This is a genomic window from Variovorax dokdonensis, from assembly GCF_030316895.1.
In the GTDB taxonomy this organism is placed as follows: domain Bacteria; phylum Pseudomonadota; class Gammaproteobacteria; order Burkholderiales; family Burkholderiaceae_C; genus Variovorax; species Variovorax dokdonensis.
This window is the reverse complement of sequence record NZ_JASZYV010000003.1, coordinates 208023-220462: the sequence shown is the minus strand read 5'-3', so window position 1 is coordinate 220462 and position 12440 is coordinate 208023. Positions and strand designations below refer to the sequence as shown.

Below are 12440 nucleotides of genomic sequence, written 5' to 3'. Positions count from 1 at the left end.
GCGCTCGCTCAGGGGCGTTCCTAGACTTCGATTCAGGTCAGCAAGTGCATGGGGCACTGGCGGCCCTGAACCACGACAGACGAAGTCGGAACTGAACTGAGAGAGCAAGATGAAGCACGATTCCCGCGAGCTGGCCGAAGTCCAGCAAACCGCCCAGGCACCTGCAGCCTCCCGCGTCGATCTTTACGCAGGCATTCACAAGGCCCTGCGCGCCGTGATGTCGGACACCCTGCTGGCCGTGGGCCGCATGGATGCGCACGACGCGCTCGAACTCGCGCAGACCACCCAACGCGTGCTGCAACTGCTCGACCTGATGCGCAGCCACCTGGAGCACGAGAACAACTTCGTCCACAAGGCGCTGGAGGCGCGGGCGCCAGGCTCGAGCCAGCACATCGGCGATGACCATGTGCATCACGTCGCGGAGATCGACACGCTGGCCGAATCCGTCCGCGCATTGCTCGACACCTCCGGGCAAGACCTCGACGCGGCGGTGCACGGTTTCTACCGTCGCCTGTCGCTGTTCATCGCGCACAACTACGAGCACATGAACTACGAGGAAACGCAGCACAACGCCACGCTGTGGGCCCACTACAGCGACGAGGAACTGATGGGCATCCATGCCGAACTGGTCGGCTCCATCCCGCCTGAAGAGATGATGCTGGTCATGCGCTGGATGGTGCCGTTCATGAATGCCGGCGAGCGCGCGATGGTGCTGGGCGACATGAAGGCACACGCGCCGGCTCCGGCTTTCGAGGCCGTGCTCGGCGCGACGCGTCCGCACCTTTCGGCGCGAGAGTGGGAAAAGCTGCAGGCGGCGTTGGAACTGCCTGCCGCCGCTTGAAGAAGCGGACCTGGCGGCGCCTGGCCTAGTGCGCCGCCTGCACCTGCAGGAACGGCGCGAGCTTGGGGGGATCGAACCGGTCGAGCGTGAGGAAGTTGCTCGGCGGCAGATCGTCCGGCATCGTTTCGGCCGGCAACTGCTCGAGGTAGGGGCGGCAGGCCAAAAGGCGCATGTGCTGGCGTTGCCGGCGGCGCGCCTTGGCCTGCTCGCAGCGTTCGCGCAAGAGCGTGATGACTTTCTTCTCGGCCGCCAACAGCCGCTCGCGGGCCCGCATCCACGGTGCGAAGTCGGGCGTGCTCGGCCAGGACTTCGTCGGTTGAAGCGCCCAGAAGTCCTTGCTGCGCCGATTCAGGTCGATGTAGGCGAGCTTGTCGGCAACGTAGGCCGCCTCGAGTTCGCGTGCGGCCTGGATGCATTCTTTGCGCAAAGAAGTCATCTGGAATTTCCTGTTTGTTGCTTGAAGCATAGATGTTTCAAGACGAAACAGCACGGCAATTCAATGAAATTTCAAACAGCAAATAAATGTGTGTGCAAGTTAAATCCTTCGATCTAAATACACTTAATTCCTAAGATTTAATTTGCCAAATGCCCGTGTGCGGGGCTCGGGAATTGCCGGCTGCGAACGGCGGCCCGAAAGGCTTTCAGGCGCCGATTTCAGCGAGCTTCAGCGGGCGTTCGATGCGCAGTCGGAAGCGTCCGCGGCCCGTCTTTTCCAGGCAGATGCCTGGGCGGGTTTCCAGGAGGCGGCGCTGCAAGAGCACGAGTCGGGCTTCGAGGTTGTCGGCGACATCGGGCAGGCCAATGGACGGGTCCAGGCGCAGTTCGCGGTTGCTGAATTCGCAGCGGCCATCCTCCTGATGCTCGCGCAGCAATTTCCATAGGATGGCGCCGGCCACGCCCTTGATGAGGTAGTTCTGGTCGACAAAGATGCTGTGGTTGGCTTCGAAATGGCGCACCAGCAAAGGCGGCCCAAGCGGCATGCGCGGTGGGTTGGCAATCGCGGGAGCGGCCGAGGGGAGCGCGAGGCTTTTCGCGGCGGACGCTTCCTGCACGGCCGCCGCCTCCGGCTCCGCGGCCGCCTGTTGCAGGAGTTCCAGCGTGGCGCCCAACTGGCCGGCCAGCACGACCATCGCATCTTCGTCGGCGAAGCCGAAGCGCATGTCCTGCTGGCTTTCGACGAAGAGCACGCCCATCAGCCGGTTGGCCGAGATGATCGGCACCGCCAACTGGCTGCTCGGCTCGTCCAAGCCCGGGAAGGGGATGTCAGTGTGCAGCAGCAGGCCGGGTTCGACCTCCTGCATGCTGGCGCGCACGGCGTGGCTGTAGCTGGCCGCATGCGTCATGTGGCTGATGCGCACCGGCGTGCGTTCGCGCGCCGCGACGCCGATCACGCCGTGGCCCATTTCGATCTCCGCGCCGATGCCCGAGCTCGCGTAGCCGCAACTGGCCACGGTGTAGAGGCGCTGGGCTGCGTTGTCGTGCATGAGCACCATCGCATGACGGATGTCCAGCCGCTCGGTCAGGCCCGCGAGGGCGGACTGCAAGGCTTCGTCGGTGGTGGTGCAGCGGGCCAGCCGGTCGGCCATTTCGCGCAGGCCGGCCAGCGTGTCCAGCCGGGTGTCGGGCTCGGGCGCGCGATCGCCGGGCACGTCGTCGATGTCCAGCACTTCGTACACGTCGGCGCCGAGCAGGCGGAACACGTCGGCCATGCCGCTGTGCGAGGCGATGCCCGCCAGCTGCGCCTTCATGCCTTCGAAGAGCGGGCCGCTGGTCTCGGTGCGCAGGTAGCGCAGATGCAGCCGGTAGAAGCCGACCGTGATCGGGTTCATGACCAGCACGGCCGCATACGGATGGGCCAGGATGTTGGCCCGGGTCTTGTTGAAGAACTGGAACGAGAGCGCCACGTGCCGCTCGTCCACGTAGTACACCTGCGAGAGGTAGGCCACATTGGGCGTTCCGTCGGCCGCGCAGGTGGCCATCATGGCTGGAATGGCACCGTCGAAGCAGGCACGGATGGAGCGCAGTGCGACGCCGCTTGCCTCGTGCCTCATGCCTGGCCTCCTGCGGCGTCAGCGCCCGCGCGCGTTGCCGGCAGCGCCGAACCGGCCATGGGCCCGGGCGTCTGGTTGAAGGCCTCTTCGGGTGCGAAGGTGATGGCCACCAGGTCTTCGAGCCTGTAGGCCAGCATCTTGCGCACCAGCTGCGCCGTATGGCCGATGCTGCAGATCTCGACCACCAGGGCTTGAAGGTAGCGCTCCAGCGTGGGCACGTCCTCGGCACTGGCGGCCCGACCGGTGAAGCTGCGGGCCTTGACCTGCACCGTGCGGTGGGTGCTGGGCGAGCTGAACACGACGGCGATCCGTCCGCTGGCGGCCATGTCCTGCAGCAACTGGCCCGATTGGCTTCGCGCCAGGTAGACCGTGATCTCGCTGCCGTCGGGCGTGATGCTGCTGCCCACCGCACGCATCAGGCTCGGGCGCAGGGCCGCATCGCGCGAGGCGACGATGGTCGACACGCCGCTGTCGATCATGGCGATCAGTTCGGGCGTGAGCAACGCGGTGGCGGCGGGCATGGGCAGCTTTGGGCGCGCGTCTTCAGGCGGGCAGGGTGTGCAGCGGAATGTCCTGCTCGCGCGCCAGGGCGTCGAGTTGGGCGCGCGTGCGACCCTGCAGGAACGCAGCCACGGCCGAATGGGTGGCGGCATCGAACATCGTCTTGCGCCCGAACTCGCCGGCCACCCCAGCCGCCGTGCAAAGCCGCTGCGCGAAGTGCGGCTCCAGCGCGGCAACGGCGACCCGCCCGTCGAGGCAAGGGTAGACGCGGTAGCCCGCATGGGCCCCGCCGACGGCCCCCTCGGGCCGCGTCAGGCCCCAGGTGTGCGGCAGGGCCAGGTAGCTAGCCGCCTCCGACAGGGCCACCTGCCGATGGGCGCCGCGCCCGATGGCGGCGCGCTGCAGCAGCGTCTGCAGCACCGCCTCGCTGGCCATGACCGAGCCGGCCATGTCGGCGAAGAGCGAAGGTGGCACATCGAGGCCAGAGACCAGTCCGGCCTCGGCCTGGTAGGTCAGGTCATGTCCGGGCTCGTCGGCACGCGCGCCAGGGGCGCCGACGATCTCGACGAGGCAGAGCCGAGGATGGCGAGCCTGCAGCGTTGTCCAGTCCACGCCGAGCTTGGCCGAAGCAGAAGGTCGGAACGAGGTGATCAGCACATCGGTGCCGGCCAGCAACTCGTGCAGGCGGGCTTGTCCTTCAGGAGTCTTCAGGTTGGCATGCACCGTCTGGACGCCGGCGTGCATGACGGCGTAGGCCTCGGGGTTGTAGCTGCCCATCGGGTCGCTGCTGGCGATGCCGGGGGGCGGCGGGGCTTCCAGCTTGGTGCAGCGGGCACCCATTTGGCGGCAGCGCATCAGTGCGGCCGGGCCGGGCAGGTTCAGGGCCAGGCTGAGCACATGAATGCCGGCCAGCGTGGAATCGGGTGAGGCGGAGTCGGGCGAATGCATGGGGGGCAATTTTGCTGGGTTTGCCTGCCTTGCGGCGCTTGGGTCTCGGCCGGAGCTCACGCAATGTCCGCGCCACGCTCGGCGAGCAGCTCGCGCAGCACGGAGCGGTGGCAATGTGCTTCATCGTCGCAATAGCAGCCCACCGACACGTTCGCATGGTGTGAAAGGGCGGCCAGAAGATCAAGGCTGCGACTGGCGTCGGGCAGCGACATCTCGCGGCGAAAGGCGCGCACGAACGCCTTCCACGCCTGTTCCGAATCGTCGGACTGCGCGGCCTGCCCCAGCTTCATGGTCTCGGCGGAGGGCGCCAGGTTCGGATACCAGACGTCGTAGTAGTCCTGGCTGGCGAACTGTTCCTTGGGTACGCCGCGCGGCGGCCGGCGCACCGTGCCGATGCGCAGGCCCTCGCCGGATGCGCGGGCGCTTCCCAGGCGGACGATTCGGACGGACATGCTCGGGGTCTCCTTGTTCTGGCCGCGGCGGCGTCACCTTGGCGATCGAAAATGGCGGTCAGGCCGAACATACTCGGGATTCGATCGGAGACAACCCAAGCCATGACCAACACGACACCTCGCATCGAACACATCCGCCACGCCAACGGCGTGGTCGAACTTCAACTGGCGCGGCCGGACAAGATGAATGCGCTCGACCCGGCGATGTTTGAAGCGCTGGTCGACGCCGGCGAAGGCCTCAAGCGCGACGGCGATGTGCGGGCCGTGGTCATCGGTGGCCAGGGCAAGGCGTTCTGCGCCGGCCTGGACATGCAGTCGTTCGACCGCATGGCGGGCGGCGACGGCAGCGGCTCGGAACTGCTCGGCAAGGGCGCCGCCAGCGACATCCTCGCCCGCACGCATGGCATTTCGAACGTGGCGCAGTACGTGGCCATGGTCTGGCGCGAAGTGCCCGTGCCGGTGATTGCCGCGTTGCACGGCGTGGCCTTCGGCGGTGGACTGCAGGTGGCATTGGGCGCGGACATCCGCCTCGTGGCGCACGGCACGCGCATGTCGGTCATGGAGGTGAAGTGGGGCCTGGTCCCCGACATGGGCGGCATGGTGTTGATGCGCGAACTGCTGCGCGACGACGTGATGCGCGAGCTGACCTACACCGGCCGCATCGTCGAGGCCGAGGAGGCGGTGCGCATCGGACTGGCAACCCGCCTGTCGGACGATCCGCGCTCCGAGGCGCTTCGCCTGGCGGCCGAGATCGCGGGCAAGAGCCCGGACGCCATCCGCGGCGGCAAGCGTTTGCTCAATGCCAGCGCGAGCATGGATGCGGCCAGCCTGCTGCTGCGCGAATCGGTCGAGCAGAAGGCCCTGATGGGCAGCGCCAATCAGTCCGAAGCGGTGCGGGCCAACATGGAAAAGCGTGCGCCGCAGTTCGTCTCGGCCATGCCCGCGCCCTGAGCCAGCGCGCCTGAACGAAGCGCGGGCCTCAGAGCCCGTGAAAGCGCAGCCACTCGTCGTGCGGCGCGCGTGTCGATACCAGCGCATTCACCGGGTGCGCCGGATCGCGGTAGCCCACCGCCATGCCGCAAAAGACCATGCGCGAGGGCGGGAGGGCGAGTTCGCGCCGGATCGTGTCCGGCACCATGGCCCAGCATTCCTGCGGGCAGCTGTCCAGTCCCTCTTCGCGCAGCAGCAACATCACGGTCTGCAGGAACATGCCCAGGTCTGACCATTGCGGCGGCCCCATGCTGCGATCCACGGTGCAGAACAGCGCCAGCGGCGCGCCGAAGAAGTCGAAGTTGTTGGCAAACCAGCGGCGGCGCGCCGGCTTGTCGTCACGCCCGATGCCCAGCAAGGCATACATGTCTTCGCCGACCTCGAATCGCCGATCCCGCCAGGGCGAGGCCAGGTTGGGCGGGTAGACGGCGTATTCGGCCTGCTGGGGCGGCGCGTCGGGCGCCATGTCGCGTCGCACCGCGGCTCGGAACGACTCGAGCGCCGGGCCCGCCAGCACATCCACGAACCAGGGTTGCAGGTTGCCGCCCGAGGGCGCGCGCGCGGCCTGGTCGAGCACGCGGCGGATGGCATCGGCAGGAACGGGATCGGGCAGGAAGGCGCGCACCGAGAGGCGGCTTTGAACGGCTTGTGACACTCGCATCCAGCCAATCTTGCACGAAAGCCGCGCACTATGGCTTTCGGCCGGCCGGTGTGCACCTTTGATGGATATCCGGCGCGGCAAGGCCCAAGCAGACTCGCTCGCAGGTTTGGGCCGAGCGGTGCGCCGCCACCCCGGTGCCAGTCTCAGGAAGGCTTCACGACATGCCATGGGCTCCGGCTGCACCGGGCGTCTACATCGAGGAAGTGAGTTCGCGCGCGCACCTGATCGAAGGCGTGCCGACGGATGTCGCGGCGTTCATCGGCCGCGCCGCGCTCGGTCCGTTGAACCAGCCGGTGCTGCTGCAAAGCCCGAGCGAGTTCGAGGCCCGCTTCGGAGGTCTTCACGTCGACTGCACCATGCCCTATGCGGTGCGCGACTTCTTCCAGAACGGCGGCAGCAAGGCGCTGGTGGTGCGCGTGGCGCATGCCGATGCGCGCGCCGCCACCATCAGCCTGCCGTGTGGCGGCCATCGCTGCGCCTCGCTCGTGCTTCAGGCGCGCAGCGTCGGCGCATGGGGGCTGGGCCTGAGCGCCGCCGTGGAGTACGAGGGGCGCGCCGTGCCCGCGGTACCTTCGCCCTCGGCGCCAGCCGCATCCAGGCGCCGCGCCCAGCATTTCGACCTGCACCTGCGCTGGCAAGGCAAGGGGGGCGAACTGGTGCAAGAGGTGTTCCGCAACGTCTCGGTGCAACCGGACGACGATCGCTGCCTGGCACAGGTGCTGGCGCGCGAATCCTTGCTGGTCGAGGTCCGTGGGCCAATGCCGGCGCACCGGCCGGCGAGCACCGCGCGCGTGGAGGGCGGAACCAGCGGCCTGCACTGGGTGCGCGCCGACAGTGCCTCGGGATCGGATGGTGCCGTGCTGGATGCGGCCGACCTTCTTGGCGATGCCGTCGCGGGCACCGGCTTGCACGCGCTCGACAGGCCGGACGTGGCCTTCAACCTGCTGTGCATACCGCCGCTGGCGCGAGACGCCAATGTCGTGCCATCGGACTATGTGCCGCCGCCTCAGGGCGTCATCGACGCCGCCTTCGCGCTGTGCGTGCGCCGTCGCGCGTTCCTGATCGTCGACCCGGACCCACGCTGGGCCGCGTCGGCAAGCCGGGCGGTGGATCGTGCGGTCGACGGTAGCGCGGCGCTTCGGCAGGCCGGCAGCGCAGGGCGCAATGCCGCGCTCTACTTTCCCTGCCTTCGCCTGCCCGATCCGCTGCGCGAGGACCGTGTCGACACCTTCGTGCCCTGCGGTGCGGTGGCCGGCGTCATCGCGCGCACCGACGCTACGCGCGGCGTCTGGAAGGCTCCCGCCGGCATGGAGGCCGAACTGGTGGGCGTGCAGGACCTGCAGGTGCAACTGGGCGACAGTGCCAGCGAGCGGCTCAATCCGCTGGGCATCAATTGCTTGCGCGTGCTGGGCGCGGGTCAGCGCCTGGTATGGGGCGCGCGCACGCTGCGCGGTGCCGACGAACTGGCGGACGAATACAAGTACGTGCCCGTGCGCCGGCTGGCGCTTTTCATCGAGCAATCGATCGAATCGGGCATACGCTGGGCGGTGTTCGAGCCCAACGACGAGCCCCTGTGGGCCACCCTTCGCTTGTCCGTAGGCAATTTTCTCGGCGGCTTGTTCCGCAAGGGGGCCTTTGCGGGCAGCACCGAGGACGAGGCGTTCTTCGTGCGCTGCGATGCGACGACGATCACGCCAGCCGATCAGAGCCTGGGCCTGGCGAACGTCGTCGTCGGATTCGCGCCGCTCAAGCCGGCTGAGTTCGTGATCGTTCGCGTGGTGGTGCGCGCAGGTCGGGCCGACGATCCGCGGCCCTGACCTGAATCTCGACCGGCGTGAACCTCAGCCCTTGGCCACCGGGTGTTTGGCCATCAGTTCGAGTGCCTGCACCAGTGCGGAATGGTCCTTGTCGCCCAGGCCATTGGCTTCGCAGGCCTGCATGAGCTGCGCGGCGCTGGCCGTCTGCGGCAGGGCCACGCCGAGTTCCTTGGCACCTTGCAGCGCAAGGGCGAGATCCTTCTGGTGCAGCTTGATGCGAAAGCCCGGATCGAAGGTGCGCTTGATCATGCGTTCGCCATGCACTTCGAGAATGCGGCTGGAGGCAAAGCCGCCCATCAGCGCCTGGCGCACCTTGGCTGGATCGGCACCGGCCTTGGAGGCGAACACCAGCGCCTCGCCCACGGCCGCGATGTTCAGCGCCACGATGATCTGGTTGGCCACCTTGGTCACCTGTCCGGCGCCGACGCCGCCCACCAGCGTGATGTTCTTGCCCATCTTCTCGAGCAGCGGCCGCACGCGCTCGAACACCTCGGGTTCGGCGCCGCACATGATCGTGAGGCTGGCCGCCTTGGCGCCCACCTCGCCGCCGGAGACTGGCGCGTCCACATAGTCGGCACCGGCCTCGTTGATCCTGCGGGCGAACTCCTTGGTCGCGATGGGCGAGATGGAGCTCATGTCCACCACCACCTTGCCCTTCGACAAGCCAGCGGCCACGCCCTGGGCGCCGAACAGCACGGCTTCGACATCGGGCGTGTCGGGCACCATCAGGAAGATCACTTCGGCCTGGCGCGCCACTTCCTCGGCGCTGGCGCATGCTTTGGCATTGGTCGCCGCGATCGCGTCGGGCACCTTGCTGCGCGTCTTGACGAAAAGCTGGTGCCCGGCTTCCACCAGGTGCAGGGCCATGGGGGTGCCCATGATGCCCAGGCCAATAAAGCCGATGTTCATGCGTGTTCTCCTTGTGGGACGTTGATGTTCAGTAGCTTGCGCTGCCCGCCGCCGGGGGCTGCGTCTTGGCGGGTTCGCCAGTCGCGCCGGCACGCATGCGGCCCAGCGCCTGCTGGGCGCCGGCGGCCATCAGGCGCGCGTCCGAGCCGACGGTCACGAAGCGGAAGCCCTTGGCCACGCGCGACAGCGCGACGTTCGGGTCGCCGTTGTGGACCCCGGCCACGAGGCCATGCGCCTGGGCGCGATCGAGGATGTGGTCGATGGCCTGCTGCACCGGTGGATCGACGTCATCGAACACCGGCCGGCAGCCCAGGGCCAGCGACAGGTCGGACGGACCGATGTACACCGCATCCAGCCCTTCGACAGACAGGATGTCGTCGAGGTTGTCCAGCGCCTGCGCGGTCTCGATCATGGCGAAGGTGACGATGGTGTCGTTGGCATGCTGGGGATAGTCGGCGCCGCCATAGAGCAGTGCGCGGATGGGGCCGAAGCTGCGTGTGCCGCGCGGTGCGTAGTGGGTCCAGGCCACCAGCTTTTGCGCATCTTCGCGGGTGTTGATCATCGGGCAGATCACGCCGTAGGCGCCGGCGTCGAGCGTCTTCATCAGCACGCCGGGCTCCAGCCAGGGCACGCGCACGATCGGCACGGTGGGCGTGGTGGAAATCGCCTGGAGCATCGTGACCATGGCGGGGTAGTCGATCACGCCGTGCTGCATGTCGATGGTCAGCGTGTCCCAGCCCTGGTGGGCCATGGTCTCGGCCGAGAAGCTGTTGGGAATGGCCAGCCAGCCATTGACGGCGGCCTGGTCGGCCTTCCACAGCTCGCGCAATCGATTGGCTCGCATGATGCTCGGTCTCCTGGTTGTGTGTGGGGGTCGATGATGCGCCACGGCGGCGCCTGCCGTGAAACAAATCAGCGCACGAATGCGGGGCGCTTGGGGTCGAAGCTCCAGCCGGGGATCAGCGCCTGCATGGCGATCGCGTCGTCTCGCGCGCCCAGTCCGTGCTGCTTGTAGAGCTGGTGTGCCTTCTCGACTTCGGCCATGTCCAGCTCCACGCCCAGGCCCGGCTTGGCCGGCACCTTGACCATGCCGCCTTCGATGCGCAGCGGCTCCTTGGTCAGGCGCTGGCCGTCCTGCCAGATCCAGTGGGTGTCGATGGCCGTGACCTTGCCGGGCGCGGCGGCGCCGACGTGCGTGAACATGGCCAGCGAGACGTCGAAGTGGTTGTTGGAGTGCGAGCCCCAGGTCAGCCCCCAGTCGCGGCAGGTCTGTGCCACGCGCACCGAGCCGGCCATGGTCCAGAAGTGCGGATCGGCCAGCGGAATGTCGACCGACTGCAGCGACAGCGCATGCACCATCTGCCGCCAATCGGTGGCGATCATGTTGGTGGCGGTGGGCAGCCCGGTGGCGCGACGGAACTCGGCCATCACTTCGCGGCCGGAGAAGCCGCCTTCGGCGCCGCATGGGTCTTCGGCATAGGCCACCACGCCGCGCATGCGTTCGCCCAGGCGGATCGCGTCCTTGAGCAGCCAGCCGCCGTTCGGGTCGAGCGTGACGCGCGCCTGCGGAAAGCGCTCGTGCAGGGCGGTGACGGCATCCACCTCTTCGTCACCGCTCAGCACGCCGCCCTTGAGCTTGAAGTCGTTGAAGCCGTAGCGCTCGCGTGCGGCCTCGGCCAGGCGCACGATGGCTTCGGGCGTCATGGCTTCCTCGTGGCGAAGGCGGAACCAGGCGTTGTCGGCATCGGGCTCGCTGGCGTAGGGCAGGTTGGTCTTCTTGCGGTCGCCCACGTAGAAGAGGTAGCCCAGCATCTCGACCTCGTCGCGCTGCTGGCCTTCGCCGAGCAACGCCGCCACGGGCACCTCGAGGTGCTGGCCCAGCAGGTCGAGCAGTGCCGACTCGATGGCCGTGACCGCGTGGATGGTGGTGCGCAGATCGAAGGTCTGCAGGCCGCGTCCGCCCGAGTCGCGGTCGGCGAAGGCCTTCTGCATCTGCTGCAGCACCTTCTGGTGCGCGCCGATGGGCTGGCCCACGACCAGCGGGGCTGCGTCTTCGAGCGTCTGACGGATCTTTTCTCCACCCGGCACTTCACCCACGCCGGTGCGTCCGGATGAATCGGTGAGCACCAGCAGGTTGCGGGTGAAGAAGGGGGCGTGCGCGCCGCTCAGGTTGAGCAGCATGCCGTCGCGTCCGGCGACGGGAATGGCGCGCAGCGCGGTGATGACGGGGGTGGAGGAGGGCATGTCGGGTTTCTCAGTTGGCCGTGATGTTGCCGGTCTGGATCACTTTTTTCCAGCGCTCGTACTCGTTCTTCTCGAAAGTGGCGAACTGCTCGGGCGTGTTGGCGACGATCTCGAAGCCCAGCGCGTCGAACTGCTTGCGCACTTCGGGTTCGTTCAGCGCGGCGACCATGGCCGCGTGTGCCTTCTGGCGCACGTCGGCCGGCAGGCCCTTGGGCGCGACCACGCCTTGCCACGAATACACGTCCACGCCCTTCACGCCGGCTTCGGCCATGGTGGGCACGTCGGGGAGGGCGGAGCTCCGCTTGTCGCCCGTGACGGCCAGTGCGCGCAGCTTGCCCGCCTTCACATGGGTGACGACGGCGTTGATGTTCTGGAACGAGGCGTCCACCTGGCCGCCGAGCAGGTCGGAGATGGCCGGCGCACCGCCTTTGTATGGCACGTGCACGCCGGTCGTGCCGGTCTGCTGCCAGAACAGTTCGACCGTGAGGTGGTCGCTGGAGCCGTTGCCCGACGAAGCAAAGGTGAGCTTGCCGGGATTCTTCTTCTCGGCGGCGATCACGTCGGCGACGCTCTTGTAGGGCGATGCGGCGGGCACCACCAGCACGTTGGGCGCCTGCACGGCGACCGTGATGGTGTCGAAATCGGCGATCGGGTCGTAAGGGATGCCCTTGATGAGGTGCGGCGCGATCACCAGCGGCCCGAGCGAGGTGACGAGAAAGGTGGTGCCGTCCGGTGCGGCGCGCTTGACCATGCCCGCGCCGATGGTGCCGGTGGCGCCGGCCTTGTTGTCCACCACGATGGTGGTGCCGAGCTTGTTGGCCATCTGCGTGGACAGCGTGCGCGCGACCATGTCCGTCGATCCGCCGGGCGGGAACGGCACGAGCAGCGTGACGGTCTTGTCGGTCCAGGCCTGGGCCTGGACGGCCAGGGCGGTGGCACCGAGGGCGAGGGCGCAAAGCAGCTTTTTCATGAGGGTCTCCGTGTGACCGCGCGAGTGGCGGCTGGGGTGGTGTTGGCAAACCGATC

At 67.7% G+C, this 12440-nt stretch carries 12 protein-coding genes and 1 pseudogene; 3 read left to right on the top strand and 10 right to left on the bottom strand.

Annotated elements, in window-relative coordinates:
- The first annotated feature begins 109 nt into the window (after positions 1 to 109).
- Positions 110 to 841 carry a hemerythrin domain-containing protein gene (locus QTH91_RS14795; RefSeq protein ID WP_286660868.1) on the top strand — a complete coding sequence of 244 codons (732 nt, stop codon included), beginning with the start codon at positions 110 to 112 and terminating at the stop codon, positions 839 to 841.
- 25 nt (positions 842 to 866) lie between these two features.
- Here QTH91_RS14795 and QTH91_RS14790 read toward each other — a convergent pair whose 3' ends face one another.
- From QTH91_RS14790 to QTH91_RS14770, 5 genes are all read right to left on the bottom strand, one after another.
- A complete protein-coding gene (locus QTH91_RS14790) occupies positions 867 to 1277 on the bottom strand; it encodes a hypothetical protein (RefSeq protein WP_286660867.1) in 411 nt (136 codons plus the stop codon).
- Positions 1278 to 1482: 205 nt separating this feature from the next.
- Positions 1483 to 2892, bottom strand: coding sequence for a GAF domain-containing protein (locus tag QTH91_RS14785; protein WP_286660866.1), 1410 nt, complete (start codon positions 2890 to 2892; stop codon positions 1483 to 1485).
- Positions 2889 to 3413 (bottom strand): hypothetical protein, encoded by a 525-nt coding sequence (locus QTH91_RS14780; RefSeq protein ID WP_286660865.1) that lies wholly within the window; start codon positions 3411 to 3413, stop codon positions 2889 to 2891. The genes QTH91_RS14785 and QTH91_RS14780 overlap by 4 nt, the downstream gene beginning before the upstream one ends.
- A 22-nt stretch (positions 3414 to 3435) precedes the next feature.
- Positions 3436 to 4341, bottom strand: coding sequence for a CoA transferase (locus tag QTH91_RS14775; RefSeq protein WP_286660864.1), 906 nt, complete (start codon positions 4339 to 4341; stop codon positions 3436 to 3438).
- A 56-nt stretch (positions 4342 to 4397) separates the two neighbouring features.
- Positions 4398 to 4793 (bottom strand): DUF488 domain-containing protein, encoded by a 396-nt coding sequence (locus QTH91_RS14770; RefSeq protein WP_286660863.1) that lies wholly within the window; start codon positions 4791 to 4793, stop codon positions 4398 to 4400.
- Between the two features lie 102 nt (positions 4794 to 4895).
- On the opposite strand from QTH91_RS14770, the gene QTH91_RS14765 reads away from it, so the two are divergent.
- Complete coding sequence (locus QTH91_RS14765) at positions 4896 to 5744, top strand: crotonase/enoyl-CoA hydratase family protein (protein WP_286660862.1); 849 nt, start codon at positions 4896 to 4898, stop codon at positions 5742 to 5744.
- A gap of 28 nt (positions 5745 to 5772) precedes the next feature.
- Here the strand turns inward: QTH91_RS14765 and QTH91_RS14760 are convergent, their stop codons facing one another.
- Complete coding sequence (locus QTH91_RS14760; RefSeq protein WP_286660861.1) at positions 5773 to 6444, bottom strand: nitroreductase; 672 nt, start codon at positions 6442 to 6444, stop codon at positions 5773 to 5775.
- 161 nt (positions 6445 to 6605) lie between these two features.
- On the opposite strand from QTH91_RS14760, the gene QTH91_RS14755 reads away from it, so the two are divergent.
- Complete coding sequence (locus QTH91_RS14755) at positions 6606 to 8261, top strand: phage tail sheath family protein (protein ID WP_286660860.1); 1656 nt, start codon at positions 6606 to 6608, stop codon at positions 8259 to 8261.
- Positions 8262 to 8285: 24 nt separating this feature from the next.
- Here the strand turns inward: QTH91_RS14755 and QTH91_RS14750 are convergent.
- From QTH91_RS14750 to QTH91_RS14735, 4 genes and pseudogenes are all read right to left on the bottom strand, one after another.
- Positions 8286 to 9176 (bottom strand): annotated as a pseudogene (locus tag QTH91_RS14750) (2-hydroxy-3-oxopropionate reductase); the annotation flags it as partial.
- A 22-nt stretch (positions 9177 to 9198) separates the two neighbouring features.
- Positions 9199 to 10014, bottom strand: coding sequence for an HpcH/HpaI aldolase family protein (locus QTH91_RS14745; protein WP_286660859.1), 816 nt, complete (start codon positions 10012 to 10014; stop codon positions 9199 to 9201).
- Positions 10015 to 10082: 68 nt separating this feature from the next.
- On the bottom strand, positions 10083 to 11414 hold the full coding sequence (gene gudD, locus QTH91_RS14740) for a glucarate dehydratase (RefSeq protein WP_286660858.1): 1332 nt from the start codon (positions 11412 to 11414) through the stop codon (positions 10083 to 10085).
- Between the two features lie 10 nt (positions 11415 to 11424).
- Positions 11425 to 12384, bottom strand: coding sequence for a Bug family tripartite tricarboxylate transporter substrate binding protein (locus tag QTH91_RS14735; protein WP_286660857.1), 960 nt, complete (start codon positions 12382 to 12384; stop codon positions 11425 to 11427).
- Between the last annotated feature and the right edge of the window lie 56 nt (positions 12385 to 12440).